Genomic DNA, 15918 nt, shown 5'->3' on the forward strand with positions numbered 1-15918 from the left:
GAGTGTTTAAACACAGTATATTCCTGCGAATATATGCGGGGCTGGTAATTCTTGTTGTTTTGGTGGCTGTTTTTGGGTATTTACTGGTACAAATTATCAACTACCAACGCGCACAAGAATACCGAGAATCTTTAACTGATGGTATTTCTTATGTCATTAGTGAAGGAGTCGCTCGACAACCTGGGAAGCAGCAAAAAATAGATTGGATTTCTGACGCATCTGATTTGCTCGAACTTCCAATTTATTATACCGATGCAAGTAAGGTTGAGCTGTCTCGAACCGAGAAAAAGCGGATCGAAGCACAAAAATCTGTAGTTCGTTACGATGCAAGCAATAGCATTGCATATGTCATTATTGGCTTGCGTGACGACCCACAACATTACCTATCTATAAAAGTCGACAAAATCACTGAACGCCAAATGAAGGCTCTTCCTATTTTTGTGCTCGACTATTTAATGTTTTATCCGGGGCAGGAACAAGAATATCTTGCCAAGATTCAAAAGCATTTCTCATATCCGATCAATATTCAAAATATTCAAGATGTAAATCTGGATTCTGAACAGATTGGACGTTTGCGCCAAGACCAAAGTGTTATGTTGTACAAAGATAGCGCAACAGTGCGCGGTACAACCATTTCGATTGTGTCTCCAATACCGAATCATCCTGCGCAAGTGTTAGTGCTGGGTCCGGTTCCAATGTTTAACTGGATGCCTTTACAGCTTTCGGCGGGTATTACCTTATTTAGCTTATTCTTATTAAGTCTAGGTGTTTACGGTTTGATTTTGCCGTTAGAGCGCAAAATCCGACAGGTGCGTTATGCATTAAACCGTATGAAATCGGGTGATTTGTCACTGCGTGTTCCTATTGAGGGAAGCGATGAAATGGCAAACTTGGCTTCAAGTTATAACAATATGTCTGACCATATTCAGCGTTTGATTGAGGCTCAACGTGAGTTAATGAGAGCAGTATCTCATGAACTCAGAACACCTGTGGCACGTATTCGCTTTGGTACAGAAATGTTAGCCGAAGAAGATGATTACAATCATCGTATGCATCAGGTCGACATGATTGATAAAGATATTGAAGCGCTCAATACCTTAATTGATGAAATCATGACTTATGCAAAACTAGAGCAGGGTACACCTTCACTAGATTTTGCAGAAATTGTACTCTTCGAAGTGTTGGATCAGGTTGCAGTTGAAACTGAGGCTTTAAAAACACAGAAAGAAATTGAACTTATTCCACCGCCTTTATATGTGAAAGTAGATGCAGAGCGTCGTTACCTTCACCGTGTTGTACAAAATCTGGTAGGTAATGCAGTCCGTTATTGTGATAACAAAGTTCGGATTACGGGCGGTATTCATAGTGATGGCATGGCTTTTGTCTGTGTCGAAGACGACGGACCGGGTATTCCTGAGCAAGACCGCAAACGTGTATTTGAAGCCTTTGCACGTTTAGATGATAGCCGTACACGTGCATCTGGTGGTTATGGTTTAGGACTTTCGATTGTAAGTCGTATTGCTTACTGGTTTGGTGGTGAAATTAAAGTAGATGAAAGCCCAAGCTTGGGAGGCGCACGCTTTATTATGACTTGGCCAGCACATCGCTTTAAACAACCGCCATTAAAGACCAATAAAAAAGCACCTGCATAAGGTGCTTTTTTTATTGGTTCATTTATAACTGAGTTGCATCAGGTTCCAAAATAGGTTTGCCGCTTCTCAGGCTATTGAGTGCATCTGTATTAAAGTCAATCAAGAGCGAATTATTTTTAGCATCAATTTGATATTTTTGAATAAGAGGCTGATCCCCATTCAAAGTCTCAACTCTATATGAGTCTGCAATATGTAAAATGCCTTCTAGATTTGTTGTGGTTGATGCGAAATCTTGCCTAAAAATTTCATAGACATCTCGCAAGTCAAAAATGGCATTATCTGCATCTGGGTGTTTATGAATATAGCTTTCTATATGTCGCACCAGTAATTGTGCAAACAAGTAATAGTCTGGTTTATGCGTATATTCTAGATTCATGCATTTTTCTCCTTATTATCTGTTATTAGCATACATGGCAAAACAGAAGATATTGTATAAAATTCATTACACTAGATGATGACTTGGAAATATTACAAAGAAATAAAAACTCTATTACGCCCTTGGCGCTTTGCTTGATAGAGTGCATCGTCTGCTTCTTTAAACAAACTTTCAATAGAACGGTGATAGCTTGGAGAATATAAGCTAATACCAATACTTACCTGCACAAAGATGGGTAATTTGCCATATACATAAATCGGTTGCTGACTAATTTGAATGCGTATTCTTTCCGCGAGTTCAAAGGCAGCCTCTCTGGTGGTATCCGGAATAAAAATTGCGAATTCTTCTCCACCAAAACGTCCTAGTAAGTCATGAGGGTGTAAAATATTTTGTATGGTCGTTACACAGGTCTGTAAGGCTCTATCCCCAATTAAGTGGCCATAACTATCATTCACTTTTTTAAAATGATCGACGTCCAACATAAAAAATGCAGAGGTCTTATTTTCCTTTTGTACTTTTTCTTGGAGTAGGCGGACTGACTGTAAAAATTGGCGTCGAGTTAAACTTGAGGTGAGTTCATCATGGGCAATTGCATGTTGTAACTTCTGAATTAATTCAGAATGGAGTGCGCTAATACTGGAAACGGTAAGTGGCGCAACCGTCATCATGATCAGCCCTATACGTATAGAAATGGTATTGCCTAAATAGTCTTGCGGATACAGTAATAAATAATGCCCTGAGACATGATAAATAATATATGCACTGGTAAAGGATGTAATGAGAGCAACAATAATGGGTTTATAGCGGATAGCGCACCAGATTAATGCGGCGATGGGGTAGAGGAGGGAACCTGGACCCGAGTCGTAATAACTCACTCCTATCGAAATTAAAACAGCGAATAAAGGCAAAAAATCAATCGCTTTGATATATATACGATTACCCTTAAGGTGGTTTTTTATTTTAAGGTAAGGGGGGATGTTTAAAATAATGGGCAGCAACAATAAGGCATTTTGAAGCTCTGAAGTAACCCAATAACCAAATTCGGCCCAAAAACTACCAATCATAAATTTGGTGTTAAACATAGGCACAAAAGTTGCTGCAAAAAAAGCACCAGTTATGCTGCCAATCCCGCATAGTGCAAATAAGAGTAAATAAGAATAGCCTTGATAAGCTGCTTTTATATGGCGATTAAACAATATTGCGAGTGCTAAAGTCGTTACTACATACAGGTAGTTGGATATCGTTAAAATAAGGGTGAGAAAAAGAGGTGTGCCATTAACTAAATCGGCAATCATGTAACCAGTAAAAGCACCAGCAAAACTACCTATTTGGCGTGTTTGTGGAAATCGAAGCAATAGGCCTAGAAATACCGAATTAGCAGGCCAGAAAAAAGCAAGAAAACTAAGAGGACGAGATGCAATTCCAATAAAGCAACATAGCGTAATAATGATGGTAAATAAGAGAAAAAATTTCAGGGAGGTAGAAAATGAAAATTCACGAAGTGAGTATGGCATCAGCTGCCCTTAATGATAAATACTCTTATCCAAGAGTAATAAAATATTAATGCATGATTAAACATTCATCATAATTCAGAGGGGAAGATGAATACAATAAAAAACCGATTAATATTATAAAAAAGTAAGGTGTTTAATTTGACCGATTGAGCAATTGTGCAAATAATATTAAAAATCAGAAAATGAAAAAAATCATTACAAGTGCGAAAACTATCAAATAAACCGATTATAAGCGGTGAAACCCCCTCTACAAGACATAGATGATTACTTTTGATTGGAAAATCATCCAAAAGACTAAGACGCTTCAACTAGCAAGGGAAATTAGAAATCAGGTACAATTGGCGGGATTAATTTTGTGTTTGGTGTATTTGAAGGCCAATACATACATTCTTTGTTAAATAATAGGCCTGCCAGGAGTTATCCCCGCATGAGTGCCATTACTCCATACGACTGGGCGATTATCGCCTTCGTGATCGGCGTTACATTTCTTTGCGTCTTTATGCTCACAGTTCCCTTACTCCTCGGGGGGAAATCGTGGGGACGTGCTAAGCAAGAGCAGTTTGAATCAGGTGTCGTGAGTGCTGGTGGCGCTCGCATTCGCCTGTCTGCAAAGTTCTATCTAGTTGCAATTTTCTTCGTTGTTTTCGACTTAGAGGCACTTTACCTCTATGCATGGTCTACTTCGGTGCGTGAAGTAGGATGGTTGGGTTATACCACTGTCGTAATCTTTGTCGTTGACCTATTAATTGCGCTTGTTTATGCCTTCTCTGTAGGTGCTTTAAGTTGGGCACCGGCAGATCGCCGTAAATTAGCAGGTGAGAAGATTAAAGTCGGTTCACCAACAATGAACATTGCTGAAATTACACGCTTTAACTCTATTGAAGAGCTCGTAACTGACCCTACAGGCCAGATTCCAGCCCAATCATCAGGTCGTGTTAAGTCAAAAACTACACCTGCATTGTCATCTGAAAAGGAGTAAGTCGGGATGAAATATACTCTGACCCGCGCGAATCCGGATGCTGATCAATATCCATTGCAAGATCGTCAAATTGTGACAGATCCACTTGAAGAGGAAGTGAATAAAAACGTATTCATGACTCGTTTAGAGGATGTCTTGCATACAGCAGTAAACTGGGGACGTAAAAACTCTTTGTGGCCATTTAACTTTGGTACATCATGTTGTTACGTTGAATATGCAACGACCTTAACAGGCGTGCATGACTTGTCCCGTTTCGGTGCAGAGGTTATTCGTGCTTCACCTCGTCAGGCTGACTTGATGATTGTTGCAGGTACCTGCTTTGTAAAAATGGCTCCGGTTATCCAACGTTTGTATGAACAAATGTTAGAACCTAAATGGGTTATTTCAATGGGTGCTTGTGCAAACTCTGGAGGTATGTACGACATCTATTCAGTAGTACAAGGTGTAGACAAAATTATTCCTGTTGACGTGTACGTCCCAGGTTGTCCGCCTCGTCCTGAAGCATTAATCCAAGCATTAATGCTTTTACAAGACCAGATTCAATTAGAGCGACGCCCGCTTTCTGCCGTGATTGGTGATGATCTTCAGCCAGTGTATAAGCCAAAGATGATGCCAGAACGTGATCGTAAGAATGCGCAGCGTATTGCCGTTAAAAACTTACGCTCTATGGATGAGATTAAATAATTTTTTGACGGTGTTTTGACATATCTAACCGATATGTTCATCGAGAAAATTGACAGAATTTGTATTAAATAGGAAGCCAAGCCAATGGCTGAAACTGACATTGCTATGCCAGAATCAACACCAGTTGATTCACGCCCAGCATTTGCAATCGTAGAAGAGCTCAAAACCAAATTTGGTGAGAACTTTTATGTGCAGGCGACTTTTGAAGAGTTTCCAACAGTCTGGGTTGAGCGCGCACGCGTGCAAGAAGTCCTCATGTTCCTGCGTAAAGTGGAACGTCCTTATGTAATGCTGTTTGACTTATCAGCGATGGATGAGCGTTTACGCCAACATCGTGATGGTTTGCCAGCATCTGACTTCACTGTGTTCTATCATTTATTATCGCTTGAGCGTAATAGTGACATTCGTATCAAGGTTGCCTTGAACGAAAACGATCTTAACCTCCCGACAGCGACAAATATCTGGCCAAATGCCAACTGGTATGAACGTGAAGCTTACGATATGTTCGGTATCAATTTCGAAGGGCATCCAATGCTTCGTCGTATCTTGTTACCAACTTATTGGGAAGGTCACCCGCTTCGTAAAGAATATTCAGCACGTGCGACAGAATATACGCCGTACATGCAAGACAAAGCGAAGCAAGATTTCGAACAGGAACACTTACGCTTTGTACCAGAAGACTGGGGTCTTAAGCGTGGTAACGCTGACGAAGACTTCATGTTCTTGAACTTGGGTCCTAACCATCCATCTGCGCACGGTGCATTCCGTATTGTATTGCAGTTAGACGGTGAAGAAGTGAAGGACTGTGTTCCTGATATCGGTTATCACCACCGCGGTGTGGAAAAGATGGCTGAGCGTCAAACATGGCACTCTTTCATTCCTTATACTGACCGTGTTGACTACTTGGGTGGTTGTGCGCAAAACATGCCATATGTCATGGCTGTTGAGCAGCTTGCTGGAATTAAAGTTCCTGAGCGTGCACAAGTGATTCGTGTTATGTTGAACGAATTGTTCCGTATTAATAACCACTTACTTTACTGTGGTACGGCAATTCAGGATGCCGGTGGTATGACACCAGTATTCTATATGTTCGCAGACCGTCAAAAAGTATACGACATCGTTGAAGCAATTACGGGTTACCGTATGCACCCAGCATGGTTCCGTATTGGTGGTACAGCACACGACCTTCCAAACAACTGGCAAAAACTTGTTAAAGAGTTGCTAGATTGGATGCCAAAACGTTTGAACGAATACTACACAGCTGCATTCAAAAACTCTGTGTTTATTGGTCGTACACGTAATGTTGCTCAATACGATGCCAAATCTGCGCTTGCATGGGGTGTAACCGGTACTGGTTTACGTGCAACAGGTATTGATTTCGACGTTCGTAAATATCGTCCATACAGTGGCTATGAAAACTTCGACTTCGAAGTTCCGGTTGAGTATGAAGGCGATGCGTACGCTCGTGTACTTGTTCACTTCCGTGAAATTGAACAATCACTCAAAATTATCAAACAGTGTTTGGATAACATGCCTTCTGGTCCATATAAAGCGGATCACCCATTGGCTGTTCCACCACCAAAAGATAAGACGTTACAAGATATTGAAACTTTGATTACGCACTTCTTGAGCGTGTCATGGGGTCCTGTCATGCCTGCTGGTGAAGCGTCATTCATGACTGAAGTTGTGAAAGGTGCAAGTACTTATTACTTGACTTCGGATAAGGCAACGATGAGTTATCGTACTCGTATCCGTACACCGACGTTTACTCACTTACAGCAAATTCCTTCAGTGATTAACGGCAGTTTAGTATCTGACTTAATCATTTATCTGGCGACCATTGACGTGGTTATGGCTGACGTGGATCGCTAAGAGGTAACGCAAAATGATGATTCTGACTGATAAAAAACCACGTGTGAATGTTGAAGGGATTTTGACTGCTGAAGAAATCCACGAAATTGAACATCACATTGGTCACTATCCATACCCACGTGCAGCTTCTTTAGATGCATTAAAGTGCGTACAGCGCCGTAATGGCTGGGTAGATGATGCTCAAATGAACGCCATCGCACAATTATTGACGATTAGTGTTGCAGATTTGGAAGGTGTAGCAACGTTCTACAACCGTATCTATCGCCAACCTGTAGGTCGCCACGTAATTTTGCTTTGTGACTCAATTGCTTGCTTCTTGATGGGTGCTGAAACACTTGCTGAAGCATTCCAACGCGAATTAGGTATTCAGTTTGGTCAAACGACACAAGATGGTCGTTTTACGCTGCTTCCAATTTGCTGTCTAGGCAACTGTGACAAAGGCCCAACGTTAATGATTGATGAAGATACTCACGGTTTAGTAGAAGTGACATCAATCAAACAGTTATTGGAGAAGTATGTATGAATACTGAACCAAAACCAATTTATGGCGACGGTAATCCGGAAACTCATCCACTGACTTGGCGTTTAAGCAAACAAGAATCGGTACGTAGTGCTGACGATTACGAAGCACTTGAAGGTTATGCCGGCTTTAAAAAAGCATTAGGTATGAAACCTGCTGAAGTGCTTGAAGTCATTAAAGCTGCAACTGTAAAAGGTCGTGGTGGTGCAGGCTTCCCTGCAGGGATCAAATGGTCTCTTATGGCGCCAAATGATGGCGGTCCACGTTACTTGATCTGTAACGCCGATGAGATGGAACCAGGTACCTTTAAAGACCGTTTGTTGATGGAAAAACTTCCTCACCAATTGATCGAAGGTATGTTGATTGCAGGTTATACCCTAGAAGCAACTCAGGGTTATATCTTTATTCGTGGTGAATATATCGAGGCTGCACAATACCTAAATGAAGCGCTTGAGCAAATCCGCGCTAAAGGTTACTTAGGTGACAATATTTTAGGTTCTGGCTGGAACTTCGAGTTACACGTGCACACTGGTGCAGGTCGTTATATTTGTGGTGAAGAAACTGCATTGATTAACTCACTTGAAGGTCGCCGTGCTAACCCACGTACTAAACCACCATTCCCGCAAGTTGCTGGTGCATGGGGTCGCCCAACGATTGTGAACAACGTTGAGACTTATAACAACTTGCCAGCAATCATGCTTCGTGGTCCAGAATGGTATATCGGTTTATCAGCAGGTAAATCAAAAGATCCGGGCACAAAGATTTATGGTGCGTCAGGTAAAGTAAAATTCCCTGGTCTTTGGGAACTACCATTTGGTACGACTGCACGTGAAGTAATCGAAGAACATGCTGGTGGTATGCGTGATGGCTTGAAGCTTAAAGCATGGTTACCAGGCGGTGCGTCTACTGACTTTTTACCGGCAGACACCATTGATTTACCAATGGATGCTGAAACCATTATGAAAGCAGGTTCTCGTTTAGGAACATGTTTATTAATGGTGGTAGACGAGACCCAATGTATGGTGTCGTTGACCCGTAATCTGGAAGAATTCTTTGCGCGTGAATCATGTGGCTGGTGTACACCTTGCCGTGATGGTTTGCCATGGGCTGTTAAAGCGCTTAAAGCACTTGAGACAGGTGAAGGTAAGAAAGAAGATATCGACCACTTACAAGAACTTACTCGTAAATTGTGGATTGGTAAAACTTTCTGTGCCCACGCACCAGGTGCGATGGAGCCGCTTATGGGCGCACTCAAACATTTCCGTAGCGAGTTTGAAGCGAAAGTGACTGATCGTCCTGTCGTGCAAACTAGCAACGTAGAACAAGCTTAAGGGATTCGACTATGGCTACAATTCATGTCGATGGAAAATCGTACGAAGTCAATGGATCAGAAAACTTGCTACAAGCATGTTTATCCCTTGGCATTGATATTCCGTATTTTTGTTGGCACCCATCCTTAGGTTCTGTTGGTTCATGTCGTCAATGTGCCGTAACTCAGTATGCAAATCCTGAAGATACGCGCGGACGTCTTGTGATGTCATGTATGACACCAGCATCTGACAATACCTATATTTCGATTGAAGACAAAGAAGCAGTAGATTTCCGTGAATCTATTGTTGAGTTCTTAATGACCAATCACCCACACGACTGTCCAGTGTGTGAAGAGGGTGGTCACTGTCATTTACAAGATATGACTGTAATGACAGGTCACGACCGTCGTCGCTATCGTTTTACTAAGCGTACACATTACAACCAAGAACTAGGCTCATTCATTGCACATGAAATGAACCGTTGTATTGCTTGTTATCGTTGTGTTCGTTACTACAAAGATTATGCAGGCGGTACAGACTTTGGTGTATATGCCAATGCATCACGTGTTTACTTTGGTCGTCCAGAATCAGGTACTTTAGAGTCTGAATTCTCTGGTAACTTGACTGAAGTATGTCCAACTGGTGTATTTACCGATAAGACTCATTCAGAGCGCTATAACCGTAAATGGGATATGCAATATGCACCAAGCGTGTGTCATGGCTGTTCTTCAGGTTGTAACATCTCTCCGGGTGAGCGTTATGGCGAAATCCGTCGTGTAGAAAACCGTTTCAATGGTTCGGTTAACCAATACTTCCTTTGTGACAAAGGCCGTTTTGGCACAGGTTATGTAAACCGTGCAGATCGTCCACGTCAACCTCAGTTCCGTAATGGCGAAACAGTAGCTACTGTTTCTGTTGACCAAGCGTTGGACCAAACAATTGCGAAACTTGAAGGTAAAAAAGTTCTAGGTATCGGTTCGCCACGTGCAAGCTTAGAATCAAATTACGCATTGCGTGAACTAGTGGGCCAAGCAAACTACTCAACAGGTGTTGCACAAAAAGAGCAAAGTCTCGTTGAACTTGCTGCTTCAATCATGCAAACAGAGGGTATTTACAACCCGAACATGCGTGAAATTGAAAGCTACGATGCAGTATTAATTTTGGGTGAAGATTTAACTCAAACTGCTCCACGTATGGCATTGTCAGTTCGTCAAGCTGCAAAAAATAAAGCTCGCGAAATGGCTGCAAAAACACGTACACCGGACTGGTTGGCTGAGCCTGTACAACGTATTGGTCAGGAAGCGAAATCCCCGATCTATATCTTGGCTGCAACTCAAACTCGCCTTGCGGATGTTGCGACTGGTGAAGTTGTTGCATCACCAAATGATATTGCACGTTTAGGTTTTGCAGTTGCTGCGGCAGTTAAAGGCGAAACAGTTAATGGTTTAGATGACGATGCAAAAGCATTTGCTCAAACTATTGCCGACACTTTAAAAGCAGCAAATAAACCGTTAATTATTGCGGGTACGAGCTTGCAAGATGCTTCAATTATGGAAGCAGCAGCAGAGTTAACGCAAAACCTTGGCTCAAAAGCTGGTTTAAGCCTTGTTGTTCCTGAAGTGAACTCTATGGGCTTGGCATTATTTGGTGGCTTAAGCCTTGAACAAGCATTTGCTCAAGACTACGACACACTTGTTATTGTTGAAAATGACTTATTCCGTCGTTTACCGGCCGCTCAAGTTAAAGCAGCACTTGATAAAGCTGAAACAGTAATCGTGCTTGACCATAGTGAAACTGAAACTGTGAAACAGGCTGATATTGTACTTTCAGCAGCAAGCTTTGCTGAAGGTGATGGTACTGTCGTAAGCCAAGAAGGTCGTGCACAACGCTTCTACCAAGTTTACGATCCAAGCTACTACAAACCTGAATACGCGATTAAAGAATCTTGGCGTTGGTTGCATGCCATTGAAACTGGCCTTAAAGGCAAGCCAATTGATTGGACAGTACTTGACGACGTAATCGAAACAATCGTGAAGAACGTTCCAGTACTTGAAGCAATTCAAGATGTTGCGCCAGACGCTGGCTACCGTGTACATGGTTTGAAAATTGCTCGTGAACCACGTCGTTATTCTGGTCGTACAGCAATGCGTGCGCCTTTATCGGTTCATGAACCTAAACAACCGACAGATCCAGACTCAGCATTAACATTCTCTATGGAAGGTTATGTAGGTCCGCAAAAAGCTTCTTCGCTTGTACCATTTGCGTGGGCACCAGGTTGGAACTCTCCACAATCTTGGAACAAATACCAAGATGAAGTGGGTGGTCACTTAAAAGGTGGTGATTCAGGCGTTCGTTTATTCGACCGTTTAGCAAAACGTCCAGCACGTAGCTATGTCGCTCCAACAGCTGTAGTTGCAAATCCTGAAAGCTTCCGTCTTGTACCAATGCACCATATCTTTGGTTCTGGTGAATTCACAATTAAAACACCTGCAATGGAAACTCGTATTCCTGAAGCTGTATTTGCTGTGGGCGAACAAGACGCAACACGTTTGAATCTACAAGAAGGCCAACGTATTACAGTAAAAGCAGGCGAAACAACTGTGAGCTTACCTGTACAAGTAATCGAATATTTACCTACAGGTTATATTGGTTACCCAGTTGGTTTAGCTCCGACAGTATCTTTAGCTGAACCTGTTTCAGTGGCATTAGGAGTGTAATTCATGAATCAAGAAATTATACGTCAAACGCCACTTTGGGCTGAGAACTGGCCAATTGCTTACGCTGTTGTTCAAGCAGTTGTGATTTTGCTTGTTGTTGTTCTTGTTGCAGCGTTGATGTCTTTCATTGAGCGTCGTTTGCTTGCTTGGTGGCAAGACCGTTATGGTCCAAACCGTGTTGGTCCTGGTGGTATGTTCCAGATCGTTGCCGACATGCTTAAGATCATGTTCAAAGAAGACTGGACACCAAAATTTGCTGATAAATTAACTTTCCGTTTAGCTCCGGCAGTTGCGATGGCAACTGCGGTGCTTTCGTTCATGGTTATTCCTGTAAGCCCTGCATTGGGTGTTGCGGACATGAGCATCGGTTTGTTGTTCTTTATGGCAATGGCTGGTATTGCGGTTTATGCAGTGTTATTCGGTGGTTGGTCATCAAATAACAAATATTCATTACTCGGTGGTTTGCGTTCAGCTGCTCAAACAATTTCTTATGAAGTGTTCTTGGGTATCTCGCTAATGGGTGTGGTTGCAATCGCTGGTTCATTTAACCTTCGTGAAATTGTTGAAGCTCAACGTGATGTTTGGTTCATCATTCCACAGTTCTTAGGTTTCTTGATTTTCGTTGTTGCAGGTGTTGCGGTAACTCACCGTCACCCATTTGACCAACCTGAAGCAGAACAAGAATTGGCCGAAGGTTACCATGTTGAATATGGCGGTATGAAATGGGGTATGTTCTTCGTTGCTGAATATGTAAACGTTGTACTTATCTCTGCATTGATCGTGACTTTATTCTTTGGTGGCTGGTTAGCTCCATTTAATTTAGAAATTCCATTTGTTCCACCAGTGTTCTGGTTTGTGATTAAAACAGCATTCTTCGTAATGATGTTTGTATTGGCACGTGGTTCTTTAATGCGTCCACGTTACGACCAAGTCATGAACTTCGGTTGGAAAATTTGTTTGCCGCTGGCGTTGGTTAACCTATTGGTAACTGGTGCTGTGATTCTGATGAATCAGGCCTAAGACAGCAGGGAGTACAAAATGTATAAAATTCTAGCTGGAGTTGGGTCAATCGTTCGGACGTTATTCATGGTATTTACCCATGGTTTCCGTAAACGTGACACAATTCTTTATCCAGAAGTACCAGCAGAGGAAATTGTACCACCTCGCTATCGTGGTCGTATTATCTTGACACGTGACCCGGATGGGGAAGAGCGTTGTGTGGCATGTAACCTTTGTGCGGTTGCATGTCCGGTTGGCTGTATTTCACTGCAAAAAGCTGAAAAAGAAGATGGACGTTGGTATCCGGAATTTTTCCGTATCAACTTCTCTCGTTGTATCTTCTGCGGTATGTGTGAAGAAGCATGTCCAACTACAGCGATTCAGCTAACTCCAGATTTCGAGTTGGGCGAATACGTACGTCAAGACCTCGTATATGAGAAAGAAAACTTGCTCATTTCAGGTCCAGGTAAATACCCAGACTATAACTTCTACCGTGTAACTGGTATGGCAATTAACGGTAAAGAGAAAGGTCAAGCACAAAAAGAAAGTGCACCAATCGATGTACGGAGTCTATTACCATGATGTGGCCGTTTTATTTGATGGCGCTCGTGGCCATCGTTTCTACGGTTCGTGTAGTGACTAACACGAACCCTGTACATGCATTGCTTAGTCTGATTGTTTCATTGCTTGCTGTTGCTGGTATTTTCATGATCGTAGGTGCGCCGTTTGCCGGCGCCCTCGAAATCATTGTTTATGCTGGTGCGATTATGGTCTTGTTCGTATTCGTTGTGATGATGCTTAACTTAGGGCAACACACAGTTGAACAAGAACGTAAATGGCTTTCTTCAGATGCTTGGGCATATCCAGCACTCATGAGCTTTTTACTTGGCTTACTTTTAGTTTGGATGCTCGGTGGTGAATATACAACCATCTCTGCACCACTTGGAGCACAAGTAATTGGACCAAAAGTTGTTGGTCAAGCGCTCTTTACACACTATTTATTGTTGGTTGAAGTTGCCGCGATGTTATTGCTAGCAGCCCTTGTTGCAGCATACCACTTAGGTAAACGTGAACCAGGTGCAGAAGAGGAAAAAGAATAATGGGCCAGATCCCTTTAGAACATGGTTTGATTGTTGCAACCATTCTTTTTGCACTCGGTTTTTACGGTGTAATGGTGCGACGCAACCTTTTATTTATGTTAATGAGCCTTGAGATCATGATGAATGCTGCAGCGTTAGCATTCGTTCTTGCGGGTAGCGTATGGGCACAACCAGATGGACAAGTCATGTTTATTCTGATTTTAACCCTTGCTGCTGCAGAGGCGTGTATCGGTCTTGCGATTGTCCTTCAGTTCTATCATCGCTTCCATCATTTGGATGTGGATGCTGCTAGTGAGATGCGCGGATGAGTTATTTATATCTAACAGTATTATTTCCGCTAATCGGTTTTATTTTATTGGCGGCTGGGCGTGATAAGCTCTCTGAAAATGTTGCAGCAATTATTGGTGTAGGTTCTGTAGGTTTATCTGCATTATTTGCATTGATTGCTGGTATGGCATTTACCAGTAGCGGCCAGCAAGTTTTTGTTCAAAATCTTTGGACATGGTTCAATGTTGGTGGTTTCGCGCCTGGCATTAGCTTACATTTAGATGGCTTATCTTTACTCATGATGGGCATGATCACGGGTGTTGGTTTCCTAATCCACATCTTTGCATCATGGTACATGCGTGGTGAAGAAGGGTATGCGCGCTTCTTCTCTTACTTCAACCTGTTCGTTGCAAGCATGCTTTTGCTTGTGTTGGGTGACAACTTAGCGTTGTTATTCTTAGGTTGGGAAGGCGTAGGTCTATGCTCTTACTTGCTGATTGGTTTCTATTATGCAAATCCAGCAAATGGTTGGGCAGCGATCAAAGCATTTACAGTTACCCGTGTAGGTGACGTATTCTTACTTATCGCTTTATTCTTGCTTTACCAACAATTTGGTACGCTTAATACTCAGTATATCGTTGAACATGCAGCAGAAGTAATGACGAAGAGTTCGTCACTTACTATCTGGACTGCATTAATGTTGTTCTTGGGTGCTGCTGGTAAATCTGCACAAATTCCATTGCAAACATGGTTAGCAGATGCGATGGCAGGTCCTACACCTGTTTCTGCATTAATCCACGCAGCAACAATGGTAACAGCTGGTGTGTACTTGTGCTGCCGTCTATTCAGCGTATTTGAACTTGCACCTGAAGTGATGCAATTCATTTCGGTAACAGGGGCTGTAACTTTATTAGTTGCAGGCTTTGCTGCTCTCGTACAAACAGACATCAAACGTATTTTAGCTTACTCAACTATGAGTCAGCTTGGTTATATGTTTATGGCTGTAGGTGCTGAAGCGTATCAAGCTGGCTTGTTCCACATGTTGGCTCACGCATTCTTCAAAGCATTATTATTCTTGTCTTCTGGTGCAGTTATTCTTGCTTACCATCACGAACAAAATATTTTCAAAATGGGTGGTTTGTTCTACAAAAACAAATTCCTATTTGCATGTTTTGCGATTGGTGGCGGTGCATTAGCGGCTATCCCATTCTTAACTATCGGCTTCTTCTCTAAAGACGCGATTCTCGGTGAGGTTTGGGTACAAGGTCAATCGATTGCTTTATATAACAGCTTATATTGGGCTGGTGTAGCAGGTGCATTCCTGACTTCAATCTATACCTTCCGTTTAATCTGGGTTGTATTCTTCGGTAAAGAAAATACACATTACCATGAGATTAAAGGTGCTACTTACTGGGCTCCATTAGGTATTTTAGCTGTATTGTCTACTTTTGTTGGTGCTGCATTAAAAGCTCCGGTGGCAAATATTTTGAATACGGCAAAAATTCCTGAATTCCATGTTGCTGAACAATTTGTTGAAGGCATGCATGGGGCAGAGCATTTAGCAGTAGGTATCGCGCTTGTTGGTTTAGCTGTTGGTATTGGTCTATTTGCATTTGCTTACGGTGCAGTAAAATCGTTTGCAAAAACAAGTCTTGGTGCTGGCTTAGCTCATATTTGTCGTACTGCATTTGGTTTCGATGCGTTGTATGACATCGTTTTTGTTAAACCTTATTTATTCTTCGCCAAACTATTTGGTCGTGATCCGATTGACAGCTTATGGCTTGTTCTTCCTGCGCTTGTTAAAGGCGGAAACAGTTTCACAAGCTCACGTCAAACAGGTTCATTGCGTGAATACGCATCAAGTATGTCACTCGGTGTAGTGGTGTTATTGATGATCTTGATCGTTATTCAGGTAGTGGGGAAATAAA

The 15918-nt window shown here is 42.2% G+C and carries 14 protein-coding genes; 12 read left to right on the forward strand and 2 right to left on the reverse strand.

The window, feature by feature from the left end:
• The first annotated feature begins 2 nt into the window (after window positions 1-2).
• Entirely contained in the window at window positions 3-1652 is a 1650-nt protein-coding gene (gene bfmS, locus RFX69_RS12495; RefSeq protein ID WP_000472466.1) for a sensor histidine kinase BfmS, read from the forward strand.
• A 22-nt stretch (window positions 1653-1674) separates the two neighbouring features.
• On the opposite strand, the gene RFX69_RS12500 is transcribed toward bfmS, so the two are convergent.
• Together RFX69_RS12500 and RFX69_RS12505 are read right to left on the reverse strand one after the other, a co-directional pair.
• Window positions 1675-2028: a hypothetical protein gene (locus tag RFX69_RS12500; protein WP_001047855.1), complete on the reverse strand. Its 354-nt coding sequence runs from the start codon at window positions 2026-2028 to the stop codon at window positions 1675-1677.
• A gap of 92 nt (window positions 2029-2120) precedes the next feature.
• Window positions 2121-3542 (reverse strand): sensor domain-containing diguanylate cyclase, encoded by a 1422-nt coding sequence (locus tag RFX69_RS12505; RefSeq protein ID WP_001147027.1) that lies wholly within the window; start codon window positions 3540-3542, stop codon window positions 2121-2123.
• A gap of 427 nt (window positions 3543-3969) precedes the next feature.
• On the opposite strand from RFX69_RS12505, the gene ndhC reads away from it, so the two are divergent.
• From ndhC to nuoL, 11 genes are all read left to right on the forward strand, one after another.
• Complete coding sequence (ndhC, locus tag RFX69_RS12510) at window positions 3970-4521, forward strand: NADH-quinone oxidoreductase subunit A (protein WP_001274550.1); 552 nt, start codon at window positions 3970-3972, stop codon at window positions 4519-4521.
• A 6-nt stretch (window positions 4522-4527) separates the two neighbouring features.
• On the forward strand, window positions 4528-5205 hold the full coding sequence (locus tag RFX69_RS12515) for an NADH-quinone oxidoreductase subunit B family protein (RefSeq protein WP_000878003.1): 678 nt from the start codon (window positions 4528-4530) through the stop codon (window positions 5203-5205).
• 84 nt (window positions 5206-5289) lie between these two features.
• Window positions 5290-7077, forward strand: coding sequence for an NADH-quinone oxidoreductase subunit C/D (gene nuoC / locus RFX69_RS12520; protein WP_000852150.1), 1788 nt, complete (start codon window positions 5290-5292; stop codon window positions 7075-7077).
• 13 nt (window positions 7078-7090) lie between these two features.
• Entirely contained in the window at window positions 7091-7600 is a 510-nt protein-coding gene (gene nuoE, locus RFX69_RS12525; protein WP_000973142.1) for an NADH-quinone oxidoreductase subunit NuoE, read from the forward strand.
• Window positions 7597-8928 (forward strand): NADH-quinone oxidoreductase subunit NuoF, encoded by a 1332-nt coding sequence (nuoF, locus tag RFX69_RS12530; RefSeq protein WP_001091095.1) that lies wholly within the window; start codon window positions 7597-7599, stop codon window positions 8926-8928. The genes nuoE and nuoF overlap by 4 nt, the downstream gene beginning before the upstream one ends.
• An 11-nt stretch (window positions 8929-8939) precedes the next feature.
• Window positions 8940-11624: an NADH-quinone oxidoreductase subunit NuoG gene (gene nuoG, locus RFX69_RS12535; protein WP_000190953.1), complete on the forward strand. Its 2685-nt coding sequence runs from the start codon at window positions 8940-8942 to the stop codon at window positions 11622-11624.
• Between the two features lie 3 nt (window positions 11625-11627).
• Entirely contained in the window at window positions 11628-12644 is a 1017-nt protein-coding gene (gene nuoH / locus RFX69_RS12540; protein WP_001070989.1) for an NADH-quinone oxidoreductase subunit NuoH, read from the forward strand.
• 18 nt (window positions 12645-12662) lie between these two features.
• On the forward strand, window positions 12663-13205 hold the full coding sequence (nuoI, locus tag RFX69_RS12545; protein ID WP_000276693.1) for an NADH-quinone oxidoreductase subunit NuoI: 543 nt from the start codon (window positions 12663-12665) through the stop codon (window positions 13203-13205).
• On the forward strand, window positions 13205-13723 hold the full coding sequence (gene nuoJ, locus RFX69_RS12550; protein WP_014205902.1) for an NADH-quinone oxidoreductase subunit J: 519 nt from the start codon (window positions 13205-13207) through the stop codon (window positions 13721-13723). The genes nuoI and nuoJ overlap by 1 nt, the downstream gene beginning before the upstream one ends.
• The gene (gene nuoK, locus RFX69_RS12555; protein WP_000529822.1) at window positions 13723-14031 is read left to right on the forward strand and encodes an NADH-quinone oxidoreductase subunit NuoK; all 309 of its coding nucleotides are present in this window, start codon (window positions 13723-13725) and stop codon (window positions 14029-14031) included. Before nuoJ ends, nuoK begins: the two co-directional genes overlap by 1 nt.
• Window positions 14028-15917 carry an NADH-quinone oxidoreductase subunit L gene (gene nuoL, locus RFX69_RS12560; RefSeq protein WP_000121137.1) on the forward strand — a complete coding sequence of 630 codons (1890 nt, stop codon included), beginning with the start codon at window positions 14028-14030 and terminating at the stop codon, window positions 15915-15917. The genes nuoK and nuoL overlap by 4 nt, the downstream gene beginning before the upstream one ends.
• Window position 15918: the final 1 nt, after the last annotated feature.

It is taken from the genome of Acinetobacter sp. 148, assembly GCF_031196675.1.
Classification (GTDB): Bacteria; Pseudomonadota; Gammaproteobacteria; order Pseudomonadales; family Moraxellaceae; genus Acinetobacter; species Acinetobacter baumannii.

Excerpts from the sequence above, each read along its gene's own strand:
- RFX69_RS12515 (WP_000878003.1), top strand. The coding sequence starts at position 4,528 with ATGAAATATACTCTGACCCGCGCGAATCCGGATGCTGATCAATATCCA.
- nuoH (WP_001070989.1), top strand. The coding sequence starts at position 11,628 with ATGAATCAAGAAATTATACGTCAAACGCCACTTTGGGCTGAGAACTGG.
- nuoI (WP_000276693.1), top strand. The coding sequence starts at position 12,663 with ATGTATAAAATTCTAGCTGGAGTTGGGTCAATCGTTCGGACGTTATTC.
- nuoF (WP_001091095.1), top strand. The coding sequence starts at position 7,597 with ATGAATACTGAACCAAAACCAATTTATGGCGACGGTAATCCGGAAACT.
- ndhC (WP_001274550.1), top strand. The coding sequence starts at position 3,970 with ATGAGTGCCATTACTCCATACGACTGGGCGATTATCGCCTTCGTGATC.
- nuoK (WP_000529822.1), top strand. The coding sequence starts at position 13,723 with ATGGGCCAGATCCCTTTAGAACATGGTTTGATTGTTGCAACCATTCTT.
- nuoC (WP_000852150.1), top strand. The coding sequence starts at position 5,290 with ATGGCTGAAACTGACATTGCTATGCCAGAATCAACACCAGTTGATTCA.
- nuoL (WP_000121137.1), top strand. The coding sequence starts at position 14,028 with ATGAGTTATTTATATCTAACAGTATTATTTCCGCTAATCGGTTTTATT.
- RFX69_RS12500 (WP_001047855.1), bottom strand. The coding sequence starts at position 2,028 with ATGAATCTAGAATATACGCATAAACCAGACTATTACTTGTTTGCACAA.
- nuoJ (WP_014205902.1), top strand. The coding sequence starts at position 13,205 with ATGTGGCCGTTTTATTTGATGGCGCTCGTGGCCATCGTTTCTACGGTT.
- nuoE (WP_000973142.1), top strand. The coding sequence starts at position 7,091 with ATGATGATTCTGACTGATAAAAAACCACGTGTGAATGTTGAAGGGATT.
- RFX69_RS12505 (WP_001147027.1), bottom strand. The coding sequence starts at position 3,542 with ATGCCATACTCACTTCGTGAATTTTCATTTTCTACCTCCCTGAAATTT.
- nuoG (WP_000190953.1), top strand. The coding sequence starts at position 8,940 with ATGGCTACAATTCATGTCGATGGAAAATCGTACGAAGTCAATGGATCA.